The sequence below is a fragment of the Streptomyces sp. TSRI0107 genome, from assembly GCF_001905845.1.
Taxonomy (GTDB): Bacteria; Actinomycetota; Actinomycetes; order Streptomycetales; family Streptomycetaceae; genus Streptomyces.
Genome location: NZ_LIVZ01000014.1, coordinates 134,878 through 156,672 on the forward strand (window position 1 = coordinate 134,878; position 21,795 = coordinate 156,672).

The following is a 21,795-nucleotide window of genomic DNA, read 5'->3' on the forward strand; positions in this document are numbered from 1 at the left end:
GACCGGGTGGTGACTCCATGCCGCTGCACGAGACCGACCGCTCCGCGGCTTCTCCCTACGCCGACGTCTACACCCTGCCGATCAGCGAGCGGGCGCTGCCGAAGTTCCGGATGCCGGAGAAGGTGTCCGAGGCGCGCGCCGTGCGGGCACTCATCCACGACGAACTGAGCCTGGACGGCAACGCCTCGCAGAACCTCGCCACGTTCTGCACCACCTGGGCGGAGCCCGAGGTGCACGCCCTGATGGACGAATGCCTCGGCAAGAACATGGTCGACAAGGACGAGTACCCGCAGACCGCCGCGCTGGAGAGCCGCTGCGTCCACATGCTCGCCGACCTGTGGAACTCCCCGGACGGCGCCACCACCCTCGGCTGCTCCACCACCGGCTCCAGCGAGGCCGGCATGCTCGGCGGACTCGCCCTGAAATGGCGCTGGCGGGAACGCCGCCGCGCCGAGGGCAAGCCCGCCGACCGCCCCAACCTCGTCGTCGGACCGGTCCAGGTCTGCTGGGAGAAGTTCGCCCGCTACTTCGACGTCGAACTCCGCCAGGTCCCCCTGGAGAGCGACGCGCTCGGCATGCGCGCACACCAACTGCGCGACCACGTCGACGAGAACACCATCGGCGTGGTGGCCATCCTCGGCGTCACCTACACCTGCGTCTACGAGCCGGTCGCCGAGATCGCCGCCGAACTCGACCGGATCCAGGAGGAGACCGGCCTGGACGTCCCCGTGCACGTCGACGCCGCCAGCGGCGGCTTCGTCGCCCCCTTCCTCCACCCCGACCTCGTGTGGGACTTCCGCCTGCCGCGCGTCGCGTCCATCAACGTCTCCGGCCACAAGTACGGCATGGCCCCGCTCGGCGTCGGCTGGGTGGTCTGGCGGTCCGCCGAACTGCTGCCCGAGGAGCTGGTGTTCCGCGTCTCCTACCTCGGCGGCGACATGCCCACCTTCGCCCTCAACTTCTCCCGCCCCGGTGGAGAGGTCGTCGCCCAGTACTACAACCTGCTGCGCCTCGGCCGCGAGGGCTACGCCAGGGTCCACGGCGCCTGCGCCACCACCGCCGGCATGCTCGCCGAGCAGGTCGCCGGGATGGGGCCCTTCACCGTCCTCTACGACGGTCAGGACGCCCTCCCGGCCGTGACCTGGACCCTCGCCGACCCCGCGGCCTGCCCCTTCACCCTCTACGACGTCACCGACCAGCTGCGCCGCCGCGGCTGGCAGGTCCCCGCCTACCCGCTCGCCCTCGGCCGTGAGGACACCGTCGTCCAGCGCGTCCTGGTCCGGCACGGCACCGGCTACGACAAGATCGCCCTCCTCGTCGACGACCTGCGCGACGCCGTCGGCCGCCTCACCGAGGGACCGACGGCGCACGCCCCGGAGCAGTCGGCGTTCCACCACTGACTCAGCTCGCGCGGACCTCCGCGATCCGCACCGGCCGGTGCTCGCGCAGCGACAGCGTGCACGCCTCCGCGATCCACCCCGCCTCCAGCGCGTCCGCGACCGTGCACGGCGAGGGCCGGGAACCGGCCACCACCTCGGTGAACGCGGTCAGCTCGGCGCGGTAGGCGGCGGCGAAGCGGTCCATGAAGAAGTCGTGCGGGGTGCCGCCCGGGAAGGTGACGCCGGGCTCCACCGACCGCAGCGGCAGCTTGTCCTCCAGGCCGACGGCGATGGAGTCCGCGAAGCCGTGCAGCTCCATCCGGACGTCGTAACCGCGGGCGTTGTGACGCGAGTTGGAGACGACCGCGACGGTGCCGTCGTCCAGGGTGAGGACCGCGCCCGTGGTGTCGGCGTCGCCCGCCTCCCTGATGTAGTCGGCGCCCCGGTTGCCGCCGACGGCGTACACCTCGGTCACCTCACGGCCCGTCACCCAGCGGATGACGTCGAAGTCGTGCACGGCGCAGTCGCGGAAGATGCCGCCGGAGGCGGCGATGTACGCGGCGGGCGGCGGCGCCGGGTCCAGCGTCGTCGACCGCACGGTGTGCAGCCTGCCCAGCTCACCGGCGCGCACGGCGGCCCGCGCGGCGACGAAGCCGGCGTCGAAACGCCGGTTGTAGCCGATCTGGACCGGCACGTCCCGGCCCTCGACGGCCTTCAGGACCTCGACGCCCTCGCGCATGGTCCCGGCCACGGGCTTCTCGCAGAAGACGGGGACGCCGGCCTCCACCCCGGCCAGGATCAGCCCGGGGTGGGCGTCCGTCGCGGCGGCGATCACGATGCCGTCGACCCCGGCGCCCAGCAGGGCCTCCGGCGAGTCCACGACCTCGCCGCCGAACCGCTCCGCGGCGGCCTTCGCGGCGTCCGCGAACGGGTCGGTGAGCACCAGCGACTCGACCGCGTCGAGCCGGGACAGGGTCTCGGCGTGGAAGGCGCCGATGCGGCCGAGGCCGAGGATTCCGATGCGCATGAAGGCTGTTCCTCCAGGGGAGAGGGGTTTCAGTCGAGTCCGCCGAGCACGTTCTGGTCCCAGTCGATCACCGATCGGTGACCACTGCGGACCGCGCCTCACCCGGCCCGGCGCGCCGGCCGGTCACGGTGACGTGCGCGCCCTCGCGGACGGCGGCCCGCTCCACGGCGGCGGCATGGGAGTACTCGGCGGGGTCGGTGGTCCGTTCGACGAGCGCGAGGAAGAGGTCCAGGTCGCAGTCCGGCGCGGACAGCCAAGAGGTGGCGGACATCGTCGTCCTTTCGCTGACAGGGGCGACGGAGTGCTGTCATTGTTGTCATGACAAACCCCTCGAACAACCAGCAGCGAGCCATCAAAAACCCCTCAAGGAGCGTGCGGTGGGCCATCCGTTCCCCATCCGGGAGATCGCCCGTCAGGCCGGGCTGAGCGAGGCCACCGTCGACCGGGTCCTCAACGGGCGCGGCGGGGTGCGGCAGAGCACCGCCCAGGAGGTGCACCGCGCCATCGCCGACCTGGACCGGCAGCGCACCCAGGTCCGGCTCGTCGGCCGCACCTTCATGATCGACATCGTGGTGCAGGCGCCGGAGCGGTTCTCCACCGCCGTCCGCGCCGCCCTGGAGGCCGAACTGCCCGGACTGCACCCGGCCGTGGTGCGCTCCCGCTTCCACTTCCGCGAGACCGGCCCCGTCGAGGAGCAGATCGCCGCCCTCGACCGGATCGCCCGGCGCGGCTCGCAGGGCGTGATCCTCAAGGCGCCGGACGTCCCCGGCATCACCGAGGCGGTCGGCCGCCTGGCCGCCGCGGGCATCCCGGTGGTCACTCTCGTCACCGACCTGCCCGCGAGCGCCCGGCTCGGCTACGCCGGCATAGACAACCGGGCGGCCGGCGCGACCGCCGCGTACCTCATGGGGCAGTGGCTGGGCGACCGGCCCGGCAATGTGCTCACCAGCCTCAGCAGCGGCTTCTTCCGCAACGAGGAGGAGCGCGAGATGGGCTTCCGCGCCACCATGCGCGCCCGGCACCCCGACCGCACCCTCGTCGAGATCGCCGAGGGCCAGGGCCTGGACGCCACCCAGTACGACCTGGTCCGCGCCGCCCTGGAACGCGATCCGGAGATCCGCGCGGTCTACTCGATCGGCGGCGGCAACATCGCCACCCTGCGGGCCTTCGCGGACCTCGGCCGCGCGTGCGCCGTGTTCGTCGCCCACGACCTCGACCACGACAACACCCGGCTGCTGCGCGGGCACCGGCTGTCCGCCGTCCTGCACCACGACCTCCGGCACGACCTGCGCGAGGCCTGCCACCTGGTGATGCGGGCGCACGGCGCGCTGCCGCCCGCCGGGCCGATCCCGCCGTCCGCGATCCAGGTGGTCACGCCGTACAACATGCCCGCACCCATCCGGTGAGGACCGGGCGTCCGCTCCGGGCGTGTATCACCGCTCGGCGCTCCCCGGCTGCCTACCGTCGTGCGCATGTGGAAATCGAACCCGGACGGCGGGCCGGAACGGCTGCTCGCGCTCGCCGACGGCGTGTTCGCCATCGCCATCACCCTGCTCGCCCTGGACCTGTCCGTGCCCCGGGACCTGGACACCGAGCAGTACCACCAGGCCCTGCTCGACGTCCTCCCCGACTTCGGCGCCTACGCGCTCAGCGTGCTGGTCCTGGGCAACTTCTGGCGCGGTCACCGGAGCATCTTCCGCCTCGTCCGGCAGATCGACGGCCAGCTGATCTCGCTCTCCCTGCTCGGCCTGGGCGTCGCGGCCCTGCTGCCGTTCCCCACCCGGCTGCTCGCCGATTACGGCGGTGAGCCCGTCTCCGTCGCGATCTACGCGGCGACGGTCGCGGCGCTCGGCGCCACCCACCTGGCGCTGGTCGCGGTCCTGGCCCGGCGTCCCTGGCTGCGCGGCGGCGAGGACCTGGAGGAAGACTTCGGGACCCAGGCCCTCGACCTCGGCGCGACCGTCGTGCTGTTCCTCCTCAGCGTCCCGCTGACCCTGGTGTTCGGGGCGGCGGCCGCCTTGTGGTGGGTCCTGCTGGTCCCCGTCAAGGCCTATCTGGGCCGACGGGCCCTCCGCCGGCACTGACCCTCACCCGTCAGGGCTCCACGGTCACCCAGGCGCCGCTCTGCGCGGACCGCGCCATCGCGTCCAGCACGGCGGCGCCGCGCACGGCGTCCGTGAGGGTGGTGCCGTGCGGCCGGCCCTCGGCGACCGAGCGCAGGAACCGGTACGCCTCGACGACCTTGAGGTCGTCGTAGCCCATGGCGTTGGCGGACACCGGCTGGAAGGCGTCGTACTCGCCCTCGCCGGGCCCCACGAAGACCGTGCTGACCGGCATGTCCTGGTAGCGGTCGCCGCGGCACACGCCCAGCTCGTTCATCCGGCGGAAGTCCCAGGAGAGGGCGCCCTTGGTGCCGTGCACCTCGACGCCGTAGTTGTTCTGCTCGCCGACGGAGACCCGGCAGGCCTCCAGCACCCCGCGCGCGCCGGAGGCGAAGCGCAGCAGACAGCTGACGTAGTCCTCGTTCTCGACCGGCCCCGGCTCGCCGCCTGAGGCGAGGCCGTGGCCGGTGGTGGCACCGGTGGGGCGGGCCCGCTCCGGCACGAACACCGCCGTCTCGGCGGTCACCGAGGTGATCTCGCCGAGCAGGTACCGGGCCAGGTCCACGCCGTGCGAGGCGAGGTCGCCGAGCACCCCGCTGCCGCCGCGCTCCCGCTCGTACCGCCAGGTCAGCGCGCCCGCCGGGTCGGCCGCGTAGTCGCTGAGAAGACGGATGCGGACATGGGTGGGCGTACCGATCCGCTCGGTGGCGATCAGCCAGCGGGCGGTTTCCAGGGCGGGCGCGTTGCGGTAGTTGAAGCCGACCGCGCCCTGCACCCCGGCCGCCGCGACCGCGTCGGCCACCGCGCGGGCGTCGTCGGCGGTCAGACCCACCGGCTTCTCGATCCAGACGTGCTTGCCCGCCTCGGCCATCGCCACGCCGATCTCGCGGTGCAGGAAGTTCGGGGCCGTGATGCTCACCGCCTGGACGCGCGGGTCGGCGGCCACCTCCCGCCAGTCGCGGGCGGTGCCCGCGAAACCGAACTGCTCGGCCGCCTGCTCGGCCCGCCCGGGCACCTCGTCGGCGACGGCGACCAGTTCGGGACGGAGCGGCAGCCGGGGGAAGTGGTGCCGGACCCGGGCGTACGCCTGGGTGTGCACCCGGCCCATCCAGCCGAATCCGACGACGGCGACGCCCAGCGTGTCCACCATGAGAGCCCCTTGTTTGGACCGGTCCATGCATTCCTCGGGCCACCCTGAGGGCCCCTTCTCCACCGTGTCAACCCTTTGACAGGACATGGACCCGCATGGAACGGTCCATCCCATGAGACCGCCGACGATCCGCGACGTGGCCGACCGGGCCGGGGTGTCCAAGTCGCTGGTGTCGCTGGTGCTTCGTGGCTCCGCGCAGGTGCGGCCCGAGAAACGGGAGGCCGTGCTGCGGGCCGTGCGCGAGCTGGGCTACCGGCCCAACGCCGCCGCCCGCAGCCTCAGCGAGCAGCGCTCCCGCACGGTCGGCGTCCTGCTGCACGATCTGCGCAACCCCTGGTACATCGACCTGCTCGACGGTCTGAACTCCCTGCTGCACACCGCCGGTCTGCACACCGTCCTCGCCGACGCCCGCCTCAACCGCCGCACCGGCCGGGACGCGGCCGGACCCTTCCTGGACCTCGGCGTCGACGGCCTCGTCGTGGTCGGCACCCTGCCCGACCCGGCCGCGCTCGGCCCCGTCGCGGCCCGCGTACCGGTCGTGGTCGCCGGGGCCCGCGAGGCGGTGCCGCCCGGCGTCGACCTGGTCGCCGGCGACGACACCGAGGGCGCGCGGCTCGTCACCGGGCACCTCGTCGCGCTGGGGCACCGCCGGATCGCGCACCTCGCGGGCTACGGCGCCGTCGGCGAACTGCGCCGCGACGGCTTCGAGGCGACGATGCGGGCGCACGGCCTGGCCGACGGCGCGCTGGTCGAGCCGGGCGACATGACGGAGGAGGGCGGCTACCGGGCGGCCGTACGGCTGCTCAGCCGCGCCGACCGGCCCACCGCCGTACTCGCCGTCAACGACATCACCGCCGTCGGCGTCCTGTCGGCCGCCGCCGAACTCGGCCTGCGCGTCCCGCACGACGTCTCCGTCACCGGCTACGACAACACCGCGATCGCCCGGCTGCGCCACCTGTGGCTCACCACCGTCGACCACGCCGGCCACGAGGTCGGCCGGCGCGCCGCGCGCTGTCTGCTGGACCGCCTGGAAGGGGCAGGCGGCGAGGGCCGGACCCATCTCGCCGTGCCGACGCTGGAGATCCGCGGGACCACCGGCCCGCCCCCGCCCGCCGGCTGATCACAGATTGATGGCGTACGCCTTGCGCAGCGTCTCGTGCACCGTCCACGTCGTGCGGTCGCCCTCGCGCAGCACCGCCATGTCGCCGGGCCCGACCGTCAGCGTCGGACCGCCCTCGACCTCGATCGTCGCCGACCCGCTGATCACCACGAACAGCTCGTCCGCCTCGGTGTCGGTCACCACGCCCGGCGTGATCTGCCAGATCCCGCGCACCTGACGGCCGTCCGGCGACTCCCACACCACCTTCCCGGTCACCTCGGGCGTCCCGGAGAGGATCTGCTCGGGCTCCAGCGGCTCCGGTTCGAGCTCGGCGTCGGGGATGCGGACAACGAAACTGTGGGTCATGCGGCCGACCCTAGCCAGCCGCGACCCCGGCCCGGCGCCGACAGAGTGTGCGGGATCGGCCCCGGCGGGCGGACACTTCGTCGCGCTCAGGGCCGCCGGGCCGTCATGCTCACCGCGTTCGCCGTGACGACCGCGCCGATCCCGGCCCACTCCCACCCGCCCAGGCCCTCGCCGAGCACGATCCAGCCGACCACCGCGGCCAGCACCGGATTGACGCTCATGAACAGCCCGAACGTCTGCGCGGGGACCCGCCGCAGGGTCAGCAGGTCCGTGAGGTAGGGCACGGCGGAGGACAGCACGCCCGCCGCGACCGCGCAGCCGACCGCCGCCGCGCTCGGCGGGTGGTGCAGCACCACGAGCAGCCCGACCGGCAGGAACAGCACCGCCGACACCCCGGACGCGGCCGCCGCCCCCTGCGCGCCGGGGAGCCGGCCGCCGATCGTGCGGTTGAGCAGGATGTACGACGCCCAGCACACGGCCGCGAGCAGCCCGAGCGCCATCCCGGCGTAGTCCGCGGAGGGCCGCGGGCGCATCAGTACGACGACGCCCGCCGCCGCGAGCACCGCGCAGCACGCGTCCAGGCGGCGGCGTACGGCGGCCAGGGCGATGGCCAGCGGCCCGAGGAATTCCAGCGTCACCGCGAGACCCAGGCCGATCCGGTCGACGGCGGTGTACAGGCTGAGGTTCATCGTCCCGAACACCACGGCCAGCAGCAGCACCGGCCACCACTGCCGCCAGGTGAACTCCCGCAGCCGGGGCCGGGCGAGGGGCAGCAGGACGGCGGCGGCGACGTACTGCCGTACCGCGACCACCCCCACCGGGCCGAGGACGGGGAAGGCGAGGGCGCCGACGGCGGCGCCCGTCTGGTTGGACAGACCGCTGCCGAGCATGGCGGCGACGCCGGCCAGCCTGTGATCGGCGGACCGGAGTCCGGGAGCGGCGGCGAGGCGGGGCCGCCGGGACGCGGAAGCTGTGCGCATGCGCCGCATCGTGCGCGCCCGCCTTCCTTGCGCAAAATGCATGCCCGCCTCGATCTATACGCTCAGCGTATGGATGTGGAACTGCGTCAACTGCGCTGCCTGGTCGCGATCGTCGACGAGGGCACCTTCACCGACGCCGCGATCGCGCTCGGCGTCTCCCAGGCCGCCGTCTCCCGGACGCTGGCCGCGCTGGAACGCGCCCTCGGCGTCCGGCTGCTGAGGCGTACCTCCCGCGCGGTGACGCCGACGGCGACCGGGCAGCGCGTGGTGGCGCACGCCCGGCGGGTGCTGGCCGAGGTGGCCGAACTGGTGCGGGACGCCGGCTCGGGCCAGGGCGCGCTGCGGATCGGCTACGCCTGGGCGGCGCTCGGCCGGCACACCCTGCCCTTCCAGCGCCGCTGGGGCGCGGCGCACCCGGAGGCCGGACTGCACCTGGTGCGCGTCAACTCGCCCACGGCCGGGCTGCTGGAGGGGATGTGCGACCTCGCCGTGGTGCGCCGGACGCTCGACGACCGGCGCTTCGACTCCGCGATCGTCGGACTGGAGCGACGGCTGTGCGCGATGGCCGCCGACGACCCGCTGGCCCGGCGCCGCTCGGTGCGGCTGGCCGACCTCGCCGGCCGGGTGCTGCTGGTGGACCGCCGTACCGGCACCACCACCCCGGACCTGTGGCCGGCGGACGCGCGCCCGGCGACCGAGGAGATCCATGACGTCGACGACTGGCTCACCGTCATCGCCACCGGCCGCTGTATCGGGATGACCGCCGAGTCCACCGCGAACCAGTACCGGCGGCCCGGCGTGGTCTACCGCCCGGTGCGGGACGCGGAACCGGTCGCCGTACGCCTCGCCTGGTGGCGGGACGATCCGCATCCCGCGGGCCAGGCGGTGCTGGAACTGCTCACCGATCTGTACCGCGCCGGCTGAGCGCGCGCCGCCACGGCAGCGCCGAGCGAGCCCCGGCAATTCGGCAAACAAAATTGTTGACAATGTTGTTTGGCTAGATTTACGTTCGACAGGCACTCACTCAGGGAGGGCGCAATGCCGAAAGAAGCCCGTCCGGGCAGCGGAGAGCAGGCCAAACAGCTGGCGCTGAGCCGGCTGCGGCAGGCGATCCTGCGCGGCGAGATGGCACCGGCACAGCGGCTGGTGGAGAACGAACTCGCCGAGCAGTTCGGTGTGACACGGGCCAGCATCCGCGCGGCACTGATCGACCTGGAGGCCCAGGGCCTCGTCGAGCGGATCCGCAACCGCGGCTCGCGGGTGCGGGTGGTGACCGTGGAGGAAGCGGTCGCCATCACCGAGTGCCGGATGGTCCTCGAAGGACTGTGCGCCGCCAAGGCGGCCGTCGCGGCCAGCGACGAGCAGCTGGACGAGCTGACCGGCCTCGGCACCGCCATGAGCAAGGCCGTCGCCGACGGCGAGCCGATGACGTACTCCGACCTCAACCAGGACCTGCACGCCAGGATCCGGGAGTTCTCCGGTCAGGCCACGGCCGTGGACCTGCTGGAGCGGCTCAACGCGCAACTGGTGCGCCATCGCTTCCAGCTGGCGCTGAGGCCGGGCCGTCCGCAGCGCTCCCTGAACGAGCACCTGGCCCTGATCGAGGCGATCAGGGCCAGGGAACCGCAGGCGGCCGAGGCGGCCGCCCGCGCCCACCTCGCCAGCGTGATCGAGGCACTGCGCGACTGACCCGCGCGGCCGGCCCCGGCAGCGGCGCGGCGGGAGACCACCCGTCACCCAGGAGATCCGAGCAATGACCCAGGCTGCCAACGCGCCCGCCCCCTTCCCCGAGCCCTCGACCTCGCTCGAGCAGGGGGAGCCCCCAGCACGTTCCACCCTCGTCGTCACCGCGCACGCCGGGGACTTCGTCTGGCGGGCGGGCGGGGCCATCGCCCTGGCCGCCGCCCGCGGCGAGAAGGTCACCATCGCCTGTCTGACCTTCGGCGAGCGCGGCGAGTCCGCCAAGGCGTGGCGCGAGGGCAGGAGACTGGAGGAGATCAAGGCGATCCGCCGGGACGAGGCCGAGCGGGCCGCCGCCGTCCTCGGCGCCGAGGTCCGCTTCTTCGACGCCGGCGACTACCCCCTGGTCGCCACCGCCGAACTCACCGACAGGCTCGTCGAGGTCTACCGCGAGACACAGCCGGACGTCGTCCTCACCCACCCCACCGAGGACCCGTACAACGGCGACCACCCGGCCGCCAACCGGATGGCCCTGGAGGCCCGGGTGCTCGCGCAGGCCATCGGCTACCCCGGCCCCGGCGAGATCATCGGCGCCCCGCCCGTCTTCTACTTCGAGCCGCACCAGCCCGAGATGAGCGGCTTCAGGCCCGAGGTGCTGCTCGACATCACCGAGGTGTGGGAGACCAAGCGCAAGGCCATGGAGTGCCTCGGCGCCCAGCAGCACCTGTGGGACTACTACACCGACCTCGCCGTCCGGCGCGGCGTCCAGCTCAAGCGCAACGCGGGCCCGAACCTCGGCCTCGCCCACAAGACCATGGCCGAGGCCTACATGCGCCCGTACCCGCAGATCGCGAAGGAGCTGGCGTGAGCGGCGTGATCGTCACGAACCCGCCCAGGGCGGCCGCCGAGGACGTCGAGGCGCTGGCCGCGTTCGGCGTGGCCACGGTCGGCGAGGCGATGGGCCGCACCGGCCTTCTCGGCACCGGACTGCGCCCCATCCAGCAGGGCGTACGCGTCGCCGGCACCGCCGTCACCGTGCTCAGCTGGCCCGGCGACAACCTCATGATCCACGCCGCGGTGGAGCAGTGCGGCGAGGGTGACATCCTCGTCGTCACCACCACCTCCCCGTCCACCGACGGCATGTTCGGCGAACTGTTCGCCACCGCGCTCCAGCGGCGCGGGGTGCGCGGGCTGGTCATCGACGCGGGCATCCGGGACACCCGGGAACTGCGCGAGATGGACTTCCCCGCCTGGTCGCGGGCGGTGTCCGCGCAGGGCACCGTCAAGGCCACCGGCGGCTCGGTGAACGTGCCGGTCGTCATCGGCGGCCAGGTGATCCGCCCCGGCGACGTGATCCTCGCCGACGACGACGGCGTGGTCGTCGTCCCGCGCGAACGCGCCCATGAGACCGCGGAGCGGTCCGGGGCCCGCGAGGCCAAGGAGGCAAGGTCCCGCGCCGCCTTCATCGACGGCGAACTCGGCCTGGACCGCTACGGGTTGCGCGACACCCTCAAGCGGCTCGGCGTCGAGTACAAGACGTACGAGGAGTACGCGGGGGAGGGGTCGTGATTCCCGGGCCCGAGGGGATCCGCTGTCTGCTGATGCGCGGCGGCACCTCCAAGGGTGCCTACTTCCTCGCCGGCGACCTGCCCGCCGACCCGGCCGCCCGCGACGCGCTGCTGCTGCGCGTCATGGGCAGCCCCGACGCCCGGCAGATCGACGGGCTCGGCGGCGCCCACCCGCTCACCAGCAAGGTCGCGGTGGTCTCGGCCTCCGCCGACCCGGACGCCGACGTCGACTACCTGTTCCTCCAAGTCGCCGTGGACGAAGCAGAGGTGAGCGACCGTCAGAACTGCGGCAACATCCTCGCCGGGATCGGCCCGTTCGCGGTCGAGCGCGAACTGGTGCCGGCGGGGGAGGAGCGGACCTCCGTCCGCATCCGCATGGTCAACAGCGGCGACCGCGCCACCGCCGTCTTCCCCACCCCCGGCGGGCGCGTCGACTACACCGGAGACACCGGGATCTCCGGCGTGCCCGGCACGGCCGCGCCCGTCCTGATCGAGTTCCCGGCGAGCGCCAAACCGCTGCTGCCCACCGGCAACGCCCGCGACGAGATCGACGGCATCCCGGTGACCTGCGTCGACAACGGCATGCCGACCGTCCTGATCGAGGCCACCTCGCTGAAGGTCACCGGCTACGAGACACCCGCCGAACTGGAGGCCGACGCGGAGCTGGCGGACCGGCTCCGCGCGATCCGCCTGACGGCGGGGCGCCTGATGGGCCTCGGCGACGTCTCGGACGCCACCGTGCCCAAGCTGACCCTGCTCGCCCCGCCCCGCGACGGCGGCGCCGTCACCACCCGCACCTTCATCCCGGTGCGCTGCCACACCTCGATCGGTGTGCTCGGCGCGGCGAGCGTGGCGGCGGGCCTCAGGATCGACGGAGCGGTGGGCGCGGACCTGGCGGTGCTCACGCCCGGCAGCGACCGGGTCCGCATCGAGCACCCCACCGGATTCCTGGACCTCGACAGCAGCCTGGGCACCACCCCCGACGGCCGTCCCGCCGCCCGCCGCACCGCGGTGGTCCGCACCGCCCGCAAGATCTTCGACGGCACCGTCTTCCCCCGGTCCGCCGAGACGGCCCCGATCCCCGCACGACCCCTAGGAGGTCACCGATGACCCCGCCGCTCGGCGACATCGCCCACATCGGCCACGCCCAGCTGTTCACCCCGGACCTCGACGCCAGCGTCGCGTTCTTCACCGACTTCCTGGGCCTGACCGTCAACGGGCAGCACGGCGACACCGTCTACCTGCGGACCTTCGACGACTACGAGCACCACAGCCTCGTCCTCACCGCCCGCGAGCAGCCCGGCCTCGGCCGGCTCGCCCTGCGCACCTCCGGCGAGGCCGCCCTGGAACGCCGGGTCAGGGCGATCGAGGAGGCGGGCGGCACCGGCCACTGGACCGAGGACGAACCCGGCCTCGGCAAGCTCTACGTCACCACCGACCCGGACGGCCACGAACACGCCCTGTACTGGGAGAGCGAGCACTACCGGGCCCCCGAGGAACTGCGGCCCGCGCTGAAGAACCAGCCGCAGGCCAAACCCAACCGGGGCGTGGGCGTCCGCCGCCTCGACCACGTCAACTTCCTCGCCGCCGACGTGCTCGCCAACGCCGAGTTCCAGGAGCACCTCCTCGGGGCGCGGCCGACCGAGCAGATCCGGCTCGACAGCGGCAGGATCGCGGCGCGCTGGCTGACGTACACGAACAAGTCGTACGACGTCGTCTACACCTCCGACTGGACCGGCTCCGCCGGGCGGCTGCACCACATCGCCTTCGCGGCCGACACCCGCGAGGACATCCTGCGCGCCGCCGACCTCGCCATCGACACCGGAGTGTTCATCGAGACCGGACCGCACAAGCACGCCATTCAGCAGACGTTCTTCCTGTACGTCTACGAGCCGGGCGGCAACCGGATCGAACTGTGCAACCCGCTCACCCGGCTGGTGCTGGCGCCCGACTGGCCGCTGATCACCTGGACCGAGGAGGAGCGCAGGAAGGGCCAGGCCTGGGGCCTGAAGACCATCGAGTCCTTCCACACGCACGGCACGCCGCCGATCGCCTGATAAGGCCCCGCGGGGCCATACGGAGCACGACGGAGCCACCCCCGGAACCAAGCGTCGATGAGATTGTTGACAAAAACGTTGACACTCAGGGGGTGGCTCCCTAGCGTCTAGCGCACACTGATCCCCCTCCAGGGAAACGCCTCCTGGACGAGAGGAAAACAACGATGTCCTCCTCCCCCGCCCCGTCCGCTCGCGGCAGCAGACTCGCCCTGCTCGTCGTCGGCCTGTGCTGGCTGGCCGTGCTCTTCGACGGCCTCGACATGTTCATCTACGGCTCGGTGCTGCCGCACATGCTCGAGCAGAAGGCCCTCGGCCTCACCCCCGACCAGGCCGGCGACCTCGGCAGCTACGCCACCTTCGGCATGCTCGTCGGCGCCCTCACCGCCGGCACGGTCGCCGACCGGGTCGGCCGCAAGAAGCTGATGGTCGCCTGCGTCACGCTGTTCTCGCTGGCCTCCGGCCTGTGCGCGCTCGCGGACGGCGTCGCGGTCTTCGGTCTCGGCCGCACCCTCGCCGGCGTGGGCCTCGGCGGCCTGCTGCCCACCGCGATCAGCATGGTCTCCGACTACGCCCCCCGCGGCCGCGGCGCGATCACCATCGGCCTGCTGATGACCGCCCACCACGCCGGCGGCATCCTCTCCGCCTACGTCGCCCTGTGGGTCGTCGAACCCCTCGGCTGGCGCGCCGCCTTCTGGATCTGCGTGGTCCCGCTGCTCTTCGTCCCCGTGCTCGTCAGGTCCCTGCCCGAGTCGCTGAGCTTCCTCGTCGCCAAGGGCCGCACCGAGCAGGCCCGCGCACTGGCCGGCCGGTTCGCCGTCGAACTGCCCGCCGCGCCCGGCAAGCAGGCCGCCGGCAACCGCTGGGCGTCCCTCGCCGGCCTGTTCCGCGGCGGCGAGTGGTCGCAGACCCTGCTCTACTGGCTGGCCTCCTTCGGCGGCCTGCTCCTCGTCTACGGCGTCGCCACCTGGCTGCCCACCCTGATGCGCGGCGAGGGCTACGAACTCGGCTCCGCCCTCACCTTCGTGGTGCTGTTCAACCTCGGCGGCATCGTCGGCATGCTGGTCGCCGGCCGGGCCTCCGACCGCTTCGGCGCCCCCCGTATCTCCGCGATCTGGTTCGCGCTCACCGCCGGCGGCGTCTTCCTGCTCAGCGTGCACATGCCGCTCGCGCTGACCTTCACCGTCGTCTTCCTGACCGGTGTCTTCCTCAACAGCGCCCAGACCATGATCTACGCGACCGTCTCCATCGCGTCCGCCCCCGGGAACCGGGCCACGGCCGTCGGCTGGACCTCCGGCATGGGCCGCTTCGGCGCCGTCTTCGGCCCCTGGCTCGGCGGCCAGCTGCTCGCCGCCAACCAGGGCGACTGGGGCTTCACCGCCTTCGCCCTGGCCGGCGTCTGCTCCATGGTGTTCATCGGCGTCGCCGCCCTGCGCGCCGCCCGGCACACCCCGCGGGACACGGCGGGCCGGCAGCTGGTCGCCGGCCACTGAGCCGGCGCACGCGAACGCCGGCCGCCGCAGGGGGATGCGGCGGCCGGCGTCTTTTTCATACGACCCCTCTTTCTCGTACGACCCGTCAGCCCATCTGGTCCTCGGCCGACAGGTGTTCCACCGTCCGGCCGGTCTCGGTGAACGTACGCGTCACATGGCCCGAGGAGTACACCCACAGGATCCGCAGCGGGCGGTCGCCGACGTTGCGGAACAGATGGGGGACCGGCGACGGGACGTAGGTGGTGTCGAACCGCTCCAGCCTCGTCACCACGCCGTCCACCACCACCTCCGCCTCGCCCTCCAGGACGGTCACGTGCTCGTCGCAGTTGTGCGAGTGCAGCGGCGCCCCCGAGCCGACCGGATAGACGCTCATCCCGCTGGTGATCCGGTTCTCCCCGCCCGCCGACGGCGTGGTGATCAGCGGTGTCGTCACGACGGCCCCGCCACGGTCCAGCAGGGGCACGGACGCGGCCTTGATGATGGTGGTCATCCGGAGTTGCTTCCTCTCGGCACGGGAGACTTCACGGGCATCGTCGACCGACGTTAGGTCCGCTCCCCGTGAACGGGTGCCCTCCGGCGTGCAGGTTTACGTTGCGCTCCGGGAGGGGCTGGCTTCCCGGTACCCGGCTGTACCTTCACCTGGCGTCGCACGGCGTCCCGTTCCGTGCCCGAAACGCGCCGGAAAGAAAAGGCAGGTATCGGCCAGATGAGGCTCCCCGTTCTCAGCGATGAGGAAATGAATCCGCGGCAGCAGGAGCTGGCCGCCCGGATCGCCGGCCGCCGCGGGGCCGTGCGCGGCCCGTTCCGGGTGTGGCTGCACAGCCCCGAGATGTGCGAACGGGCCGAGTCCCTCGGCGCCTTCGCCCGCTTCGACTGCTCCCTCCCCAGGCATCTGCGCGAGCTGACCCTGCTGATGGCGGCGCGCAACTGGGACGCCCAGTACTCGTGGAACGCCCACGTCCACCAGGCGATCGAGGCCGGCATCCCGGAGGCCGCCGTCAAGGCCGTCGCCGAGAAGCGCGAGGCCGTCTTCGACGACCCCGCCGACCAGGCCTTCTACCAGTTCTGCCGTGAGGTCCTGGAGGACCACTTCGTCACCGACGCCACCTTCGCCGCGGCCCTCGCACACTTCGGGCCCAAGGGCCTGGTCGACGCCATCGGCGCGCTCGGCAACTTCACCATGCTCGGCATGTGCCTGAACACCTTCCAGGTGGACCTCCAGGCCGGCAAGGAACCCCCGTTCCCCGACATCCGCGGCTTCGGCCGGATCGGCCCCGACGGCGACCGGGCGCAGTCGTGACGCCGCCCACCGAAGCCGTCCTGCGCGTCCGGGGCGTCACCAAGAGCTTCGGCGGGGCCGCCGCCCTCAAAGGCGTCGACCTCGACCTGTACGCCGGTGAGATCCACGCCCTGATGGGCATGAACGGCGCCGGCAAGTCCACGCTCGTCCAGGTGCTCTCCGGCGTCCACCAGCCGGACGGCGGCACCGTCGAGACCGGCGGCGAACGGCACTCGGGGCTCACCGTGCGCAAGGCCCGCCGGCTCGGAATCTCCTGCGTGCCGCAGCGCCGCGAACTCGCCATGGGGCTCACCGTCGCCGAGAACGTCCTGCTCGGCGACCTGCCCACCCGGCGCGGCACCGTCCACTGGAAGGCGGTCCGCGACACGGCCCGGCAGGCGCTCGCCGGGCTCGGCATCGCCATCGACGTCGAGCGGATCGCCGGCACCCTCACGGTCGCCGAGCAGACCATGGTGGAGGTGGCCCGCGAGGTCCGGCGCGGCGGCCGGGTGCTCATCCTCGACGAGCCGACCGCCTGCCTGAGCGCCGGGGACGCCGACCGGATCCGCGCGCTGGTACGGACCCTGCGCGACGAGGGCGTCGCCGTCGTCTACATCTCGCACTACATCGACGAGGTCATGTCCGTCGCCGACCGCCTCACCGTGCTGCGCGACGGAGCCGTGGTCCGCAGCGCGCCCGCCGCCGAACTGGACCCGGCCACCCTGGTCCGCGGCATGGTCGGCCGGGACGTGGTGTCCAGGCGCCCCGAACGCCCCGCGCCGAAGGCCGAGAGCGGCCTCACCGTGCGCGGACTCACCCAGGGCCGGGCCGTCCGGGACTTCTCCGTCGAGGTGCGCAAGGGTGAGATCGTCGCCGTCCTCGGGCCCGCCGGGGACGCCCAGTCCCGCCTGTTCGACCTGCTGTCCGGTCGGCGGCGCCCGGACGCCGGCGCACTCGCCGTCGACGGCCGCCCCGTGCCCTTCGGGCGGGTCACCGCCTCGCTGCGGGGCGGACTGCGCTGCGTCACCGGCGACCGCCGCACTCTCGGCCTCGTCCCCGGCCTCAGCCTGGACGAGAACCTGATGCTCGCCGACGACCGCTTCGCCCGCCGCAGGCTGCACCGGCGCCGCGAACTCGCCCGCCGCGCCGCGCCCCGCCGCAGCGCCTACGGCGTGGTCGCCCTCACCGGCAACCCGCCGGTCGGCTCCCTGTCGGGCGGCAACCAGCAGAAGGTGCTGCTCGGCAAGTGGCTGGAGACCGACCCGGTCGCCTGCTTCCTCGAAGACCCCACGAACGGCGTGGACGTCGCCGCCATGGCCGACATCCACACCCTCGTCGACGACCTCGCCGCGCGCGGTGTGGCCGTGCTCCTCGCCTCCTCCTCCGCCGAGGAGGTCATGCGGCTCGCCGACCGGGTCGTCGTCGTCAGCGCCGGACGGGTGGTCGCCGAACACGACATCACCGCCATCACCCGCGACGAGCTCGTCGCCACCGCTCTCGGAGGACAGCCCCAGTGAGCCTCAAGACCCCGCCGGCCGCCGCCTCCGACGACACGGCGGCCCGCCCCGCCCAGGCCCCCGCGTCCCGCTGGACGCCCAAGGCGCTGCTGCACGTCCCGCACGGCGGACTGATCGTCGTCCTGGTCCTGGTCGCCGTGTTCACCGCCCTCCAGGCGGACTCCTTCACCAGCTCCCAGAACCTGCTCAACGTGCTCCGGCAGATCAGCGTGACCGCGGTCATCGCGGGCGGCCTGACCCTGCTGATGACCGCCGGCGGCATGGACTTCTCCATGGGGAGCAACGCGGCCGTCACCCTGTCGGTGGCCGCGGTGATGCTGCACGACGGGCGGTCCACCGCCGTCACCGTCGTCGTCACCCTGCTGCTGGCCACCCTCATCGGCCTCGTCAACGGCCTCGTCGTCACCTTCACCCGGGTCGCCCCGTTCGTCGCCACCCTCGCCTCCGCGATGCTGCTCGACGGCGTCGCCCTGCTCGTCCTCGACGGGGAGTCCGTCTCCATCGGCGACCGGATGACGGAGCTGGGCAACTCCAAGGTGCTCGGCGTGCCCTGCCTGCTGATCGTGGCGCTGCTGGTGCTGGCGGCGGTCGGGCTGGCCATGCGGTTCACCACCTTCGGCCGCGACGCGTTCGCCATGGGCGGCAACGAGCACGTGGCCCGGCTCAGCGGCATCAACGTGTCCGGTCGCAAGCTCGCCCTGTACGCCCTCGCCGGCGCCCTCGCGGGCCTGGCCGGGCTGATGCTGCTGTCCCGGCTCGGCGCCGCCGCCCCCAACACGGCCGGGCTGCAGACCCAGTTGACCGCGGTCGCCGCCGTGGTCATCGGCGGCACCTCGCTGGCCGGCGGCCACGGCACCGTCGTCGGCACCGCGCTCGGCACGGTGCTGCTCGGCGTGGTCGCCAACGCCCTCAACCTGCTCCAGGTCAACAGCTACTACCAGTTCGTCGTGACCGGCGGGGTGCTGCTGGTCGCGGCGATCGTCAACGAGTTCCAGCGCAAGTCCGCACCGGGGCACTGAGCCCCATCGCCTTCGCGAACACACCCACGCACCTTCTCTCCGATGACGCAGGAAAGGCGTAACCCATGAACCCCACCGTCCGCTCCCGCCGCCGTACCGCCGCGGCATCCCTCGTCGGCGCCGCCGCGCTGCTGCTCTCCGGCTGCGCGGAGTCCGGCGGCACGGGTTCCGATCCGGACGCGGTCTCCCTCGGCTTCGTCAACGGCGCCAACACCCACTTCCACAGCTGTCTGCTGAAGTCCGTGGAGCAGACCGCGAAGGAGGAGAAGGCCACCCTCTACTCCGCCAACTCCAAGCAGGACGCCGGGACCGAGCTGTCCAACATCGAGGACATGATCGCCCGGAACGTGGACGCGCTGATCGTGCAGACCGTGAACGTCGACGCCCTCGAAGGCGACATAGCCAAGGCCAAGGGCGCCGGCATCCCGATCTTCCTCACCTCCGTGGCCACCGACGACATGGCGGACGTCCTCGGCGTCGCCAAGGTCGACCTGAAGCAGGTGGGCGCGCTGGACGCCGGCTGGATCGCGAAGGACGCCGCCGGCGAGGACGTCACCGTGGGCGTCGTCGCGGGCGCTCCCGGCGCCGCCTCGGACCTGCTCGTCGGCGGTTTCGAGGACGCGCTGCCGGACAACGCGAAGGTCGTCGCCAACCAGCCCGGCATGTTCAACCCCGCGAAGGCGCAGGACGTCGCGGAGAACATGATCCAGGCCCATCCCGGCCTCGACTACGCCTTCGTCGCCAACGAGGAGATGGCGTTCGCGGTCCGCAAGGCGTTCGACGCGGCCGGCGCGAAGGACGTGCGGATCGTGACCGTCAACGGCACCGAGGACGGCATCGCCGCGGTGAAGGACGGACGGATCTCCGCGACCGTCGCGAACTCGGCCATGACGATCGGCCGGACCGCGGTGAAGAACACGATCGCCCTGCTCAAGGACGACAAGACCGTTGACAAGATTGCGAACATTCCTCTTGTCTTGGTCACCGAGGACAACGTGAGCGAGGCGCCCCAGTACTGCCCGAAGTGACGGGCCCCCACCGGGAAACGGCGCCCACCCACCCGTGTCCGAGCCGCACCCGCACCACCGCCGCCATGCCCTCGCCGGGCCGTTCCCGGGCGGCCCGCCGGAGGAAACATGGATCGCCTGCTGCTCATGCACAGCTTCGTCACCGTCGCCCACGTCGGCAGCTTCAGCGGAGCCGCCAAGAAGCTCGGCTCGTCCGGCTCCCTGGTCTCCCGGCACGTCGCCGAACTGGAGCGGCAGGTGGGGGTCCGCCTGGTCAACCGCACCGCCCGCTCGGTCAGCCTCACCGAACCGGGCCAGCGGTACGCCGAGTTCGCCGCGCGCATCCTCGACGAGATCGACGCCGAGGACGCCGCCATCTCCCAGCTCCACGACCGCGCCGAGGGCACACTCAGCATCATCTGCCCCAAATGGATAGGCAGCCTCGACCTGGGCGACGCCATCGCCGCATTTTCCGCCGCCCACCGGAAAATCCAGGTCCGGTTCGAGCTGGGCGGAATGTCCGACCGCACCTACGATTTCCTGGACGGCGGATTCGACGTCGCCTTCCACACCCGCGACCTGCGCGACTCCAGCGTCCGGCTGAAGAAGATCGCCTCCCTGCCGTTCGTGCTGTGCGCCGCCGAGGAGTACATCGCCCGCCGCGGCGGCCTCGCCCACCCCAACGACATCGGCGCACACGACTGCCTGGTGCACGTCAACGACCCGGTCTGGCGGATCGGCCACGGCCACGCCAGCACCCTGCACAAGATCCGCAACATCGCCTTCTCGTCCAACTCCTACATCGCCCTGCAGAAGGCAGCCGTGCACGGACGCGGACTGGCCCTGCTGCCCCAGCGGCCGGCCTACGACGACCTCGTCTCCGGCGCGCTGAAGGTCCTGCTGCCCGAACTGGCCGTACCCGACCGGCCGCTGTACGCGATCTACGGCCCCGGGCACGACACCCCGCGCAAGATCAGCGTGTTTCTGGACTTCCTCGCCGAATGGTTCTCGCAGAATCCCATTCCCGCGATCCGGCCGTAACCGCAAGAAACGATTGCGCATTGCGTGGAGCTCGGACCGTTGAGCACCGCTCACGCCGAAATCTACGCTCGCCAGGCGACCCGCGAAACGAGGAACCATGGGAATCCAGAGAATCGAATCGGCTACCTACGGCATCGACGACCTCGGCCGATGCGTGCGGTTCTTCGACGACTTCGGGCTGTTCCCGGTGGAGAAGACGGACGAGCACGCGGTGTTCGAGACGCGGACCGGCCAGACCCTCCACCTGGACACCCGCCCCGGCCCGCCGCTGCCCCCGCCCGTGGAGCCGGGCCCCACCCTGCGCGAGGTGGTCTGGGGCGTGGACACCCGGGAGGAACTCCACCGCCTGGTCGCCGAGGTCGCCAGGGACCGCGAGGTGCGCGAGAGCGCCGACGGCGTCCACCACACCGTCGACGAGACCGGCTTCGGCGTCGGCCTCACCCTGGCCCGCCCCAGGCCGGTCACGGTCACCCCGCGCCCCGCCAACACGCTCGGCAGCGTGCGCCGCTGGAACACCGCACTGGAACCGATCACCCGGGTCCGGCCGCTGCGCATGTGCCACGTCGCCCTGAACATCCCCAAGGACGGCCGCGAGCGGGCCGTCGCCTTCTACACCGACCGCCTCGGCTTCCGCCCCACCGACGTCGTCGAACCGATGGGCGTCTTCATGCAGGCCCCCGGCGACGACGACCAGCACACCATGCTGCTGTGCCACCGCCCCGACAAGGCCGGCGTCAACCACATCGCCTACGAGGTGCCCGGCTTCGACGACGTGGTGGAGGGCGGCAACCGCATGATCGAACGCGGCTGGCGGGAGGCCCGCCGCCTCGGCCGCCACACCATCGGCTCCAACGTCTTCCGCTTCCTGCACGCCCCCTGCGGCGGCCGCGTCGAGTACGCCGCCGACATGGACCGGGTCGACGACACCTACGAGACCCGCGTCCACGCGACCACCCCGCCGCACCACATCTGGGCGCTGCGCACCAACCGCGACCAGGAAGCCCCCGCATCCCGAACCCCCTGAGAGGGCCCCA

General features: G+C 72.5%; 23 protein-coding genes. 17 read left to right on the forward strand and 6 right to left on the reverse strand.

The features are described from left to right. Positions 1 to 17 precede the first annotated feature (17 nt). Entirely contained in the window at positions 18 to 1,400 is a 1,383-nt protein-coding gene (locus tag AMK31_RS32735) for a glutamate decarboxylase (protein WP_073944350.1), read from the forward strand. Between the two features lies 1 nt (position 1,401). Here AMK31_RS32735 and AMK31_RS32740 read toward each other — a convergent pair whose 3' ends face one another. Continuing rightward, entirely contained in the window at positions 1,402 to 2,406 is a 1,005-nt protein-coding gene (locus AMK31_RS32740) for a Gfo/Idh/MocA family protein (protein WP_073944351.1), read from the reverse strand. A 67-nt stretch (positions 2,407 to 2,473) separates the two neighbouring features. Then, positions 2,474 to 2,677, reverse strand: a complete 204-nt coding sequence (locus tag AMK31_RS42470; RefSeq protein WP_073944352.1) for a hypothetical protein — start codon at positions 2,675 to 2,677, stop codon at positions 2,474 to 2,476. A gap of 106 nt (positions 2,678 to 2,783) precedes the next feature. On the opposite strand from AMK31_RS42470, the gene AMK31_RS32750 reads away from it, so the two are divergent. After that, entirely contained in the window at positions 2,784 to 3,812 is a 1,029-nt protein-coding gene (locus tag AMK31_RS32750; RefSeq protein ID WP_073944353.1) for a LacI family DNA-binding transcriptional regulator, read from the forward strand. Positions 3,813 to 3,878: 66 nt separating this feature from the next. Then, on the forward strand, positions 3,879 to 4,490 hold the full coding sequence (locus AMK31_RS32755) for a TMEM175 family protein (protein ID WP_073944354.1): 612 nt from the start codon (positions 3,879 to 3,881) through the stop codon (positions 4,488 to 4,490). Between the two features lie 10 nt (positions 4,491 to 4,500). Here AMK31_RS32755 and AMK31_RS32760 read toward each other — a convergent pair whose 3' ends face one another. Continuing rightward, on the reverse strand, positions 4,501 to 5,658 hold the full coding sequence (locus AMK31_RS32760; protein ID WP_073944355.1) for a Gfo/Idh/MocA family protein: 1,158 nt from the start codon (positions 5,656 to 5,658) through the stop codon (positions 4,501 to 4,503). A gap of 112 nt (positions 5,659 to 5,770) precedes the next feature. Here AMK31_RS32760 and AMK31_RS32765 point away from each other — a divergent pair, with 112 nt between their 5' ends. Next, entirely contained in the window at positions 5,771 to 6,778 is a 1,008-nt protein-coding gene (locus AMK31_RS32765; RefSeq protein ID WP_073944356.1) for a LacI family DNA-binding transcriptional regulator, read from the forward strand. Here AMK31_RS32765 and AMK31_RS32770 read toward each other — a convergent pair whose 3' ends face one another. Continuing rightward, positions 6,779 to 7,123 carry a cupin domain-containing protein gene (locus tag AMK31_RS32770; protein ID WP_073944357.1) on the reverse strand — a complete coding sequence of 115 codons (345 nt, stop codon included), beginning with the start codon at positions 7,121 to 7,123 and terminating at the stop codon, positions 6,779 to 6,781. Between the two features lie 86 nt (positions 7,124 to 7,209). Then, entirely contained in the window at positions 7,210 to 8,103 is an 894-nt protein-coding gene (locus AMK31_RS32775; RefSeq protein ID WP_079187046.1) for an EamA family transporter, read from the reverse strand. A 69-nt stretch (positions 8,104 to 8,172) separates the two neighbouring features. Between AMK31_RS32775 and AMK31_RS32780 the strand changes: the two genes are divergently transcribed. From AMK31_RS32780 to AMK31_RS32810, 7 genes are all read left to right on the forward strand, one after another. Continuing rightward, entirely contained in the window at positions 8,173 to 9,027 is an 855-nt protein-coding gene (locus AMK31_RS32780) for a LysR family transcriptional regulator (protein WP_073944358.1), read from the forward strand. A 114-nt stretch (positions 9,028 to 9,141) separates the two neighbouring features. Beyond that, positions 9,142 to 9,792 (forward strand): GntR family transcriptional regulator, encoded by a 651-nt coding sequence (locus tag AMK31_RS32785; RefSeq protein WP_073944359.1) that lies wholly within the window; start codon positions 9,142 to 9,144, stop codon positions 9,790 to 9,792. A 64-nt stretch (positions 9,793 to 9,856) separates the two neighbouring features. Beyond that, the gene (locus tag AMK31_RS32790; protein ID WP_073944360.1) at positions 9,857 to 10,651 is read left to right on the forward strand and encodes a PIG-L deacetylase family protein; all 795 of its coding nucleotides are present in this window, start codon (positions 9,857 to 9,859) and stop codon (positions 10,649 to 10,651) included. Then, positions 10,648 to 11,352, forward strand: a complete 705-nt coding sequence (locus AMK31_RS32795; RefSeq protein WP_073944361.1) for a 4-carboxy-4-hydroxy-2-oxoadipate aldolase/oxaloacetate decarboxylase — start codon at positions 10,648 to 10,650, stop codon at positions 11,350 to 11,352. The genes AMK31_RS32790 and AMK31_RS32795 overlap by 4 nt, the downstream gene beginning before the upstream one ends. Then, positions 11,349 to 12,461: a 4-oxalomesaconate tautomerase gene (locus tag AMK31_RS32800; protein ID WP_385311414.1), complete on the forward strand. Its 1,113-nt coding sequence runs from the start codon at positions 11,349 to 11,351 to the stop codon at positions 12,459 to 12,461. The genes AMK31_RS32795 and AMK31_RS32800 overlap by 4 nt, the downstream gene beginning before the upstream one ends. Beyond that, positions 12,458 to 13,408 carry a VOC family protein gene (locus AMK31_RS32805; RefSeq protein ID WP_073944362.1) on the forward strand — a complete coding sequence of 317 codons (951 nt, stop codon included), beginning with the start codon at positions 12,458 to 12,460 and terminating at the stop codon, positions 13,406 to 13,408. Before AMK31_RS32800 ends, AMK31_RS32805 begins: the two co-directional genes overlap by 4 nt. Positions 13,409 to 13,572: 164 nt before the next feature. Continuing rightward, positions 13,573 to 14,898, forward strand: coding sequence for an MFS transporter (locus AMK31_RS32810; protein ID WP_073944363.1), 1,326 nt, complete (start codon positions 13,573 to 13,575; stop codon positions 14,896 to 14,898). An 85-nt stretch (positions 14,899 to 14,983) separates the two neighbouring features. Here AMK31_RS32810 and AMK31_RS32815 read toward each other — a convergent pair whose 3' ends face one another. Continuing rightward, positions 14,984 to 15,388, reverse strand: a complete 405-nt coding sequence (locus tag AMK31_RS32815; RefSeq protein WP_073944364.1) for a cupin domain-containing protein — start codon at positions 15,386 to 15,388, stop codon at positions 14,984 to 14,986. A 246-nt stretch (positions 15,389 to 15,634) separates the two neighbouring features. Between AMK31_RS32815 and AMK31_RS32820 the strand changes: the two genes are divergently transcribed. The 6 genes from AMK31_RS32820 to AMK31_RS32845 all read left to right on the forward strand — a co-directional run bounded on the left by AMK31_RS32820 (position 15,635) and on the right by AMK31_RS32845 (position 21,785). Continuing rightward, positions 15,635 to 16,198, forward strand: a complete 564-nt coding sequence (locus AMK31_RS32820; protein ID WP_079187031.1) for a carboxymuconolactone decarboxylase family protein — start codon at positions 15,635 to 15,637, stop codon at positions 16,196 to 16,198. Beyond that, complete coding sequence (locus tag AMK31_RS32825) at positions 16,195 to 17,694, forward strand: sugar ABC transporter ATP-binding protein (RefSeq protein WP_073944366.1); 1,500 nt, start codon at positions 16,195 to 16,197, stop codon at positions 17,692 to 17,694. The genes AMK31_RS32820 and AMK31_RS32825 overlap by 4 nt, the downstream gene beginning before the upstream one ends. Then, entirely contained in the window at positions 17,691 to 18,713 is a 1,023-nt protein-coding gene (locus AMK31_RS32830; protein WP_079187032.1) for an ABC transporter permease, read from the forward strand. The genes AMK31_RS32825 and AMK31_RS32830 overlap by 4 nt, the downstream gene beginning before the upstream one ends. Before the next feature lie 65 nt (positions 18,714 to 18,778). After that, complete coding sequence (locus AMK31_RS32835; protein WP_073944367.1) at positions 18,779 to 19,741, forward strand: sugar ABC transporter substrate-binding protein; 963 nt, start codon at positions 18,779 to 18,781, stop codon at positions 19,739 to 19,741. 108 nt (positions 19,742 to 19,849) lie between these two features. Next, positions 19,850 to 20,761 carry a LysR family transcriptional regulator gene (locus tag AMK31_RS32840; RefSeq protein WP_073944368.1) on the forward strand — a complete coding sequence of 304 codons (912 nt, stop codon included), beginning with the start codon at positions 19,850 to 19,852 and terminating at the stop codon, positions 20,759 to 20,761. A gap of 97 nt (positions 20,762 to 20,858) precedes the next feature. Beyond that, on the forward strand, positions 20,859 to 21,785 hold the full coding sequence (locus AMK31_RS32845) for a VOC family protein (protein ID WP_073944369.1): 927 nt from the start codon (positions 20,859 to 20,861) through the stop codon (positions 21,783 to 21,785). Positions 21,786 to 21,795 lie beyond the last annotated feature (10 nt).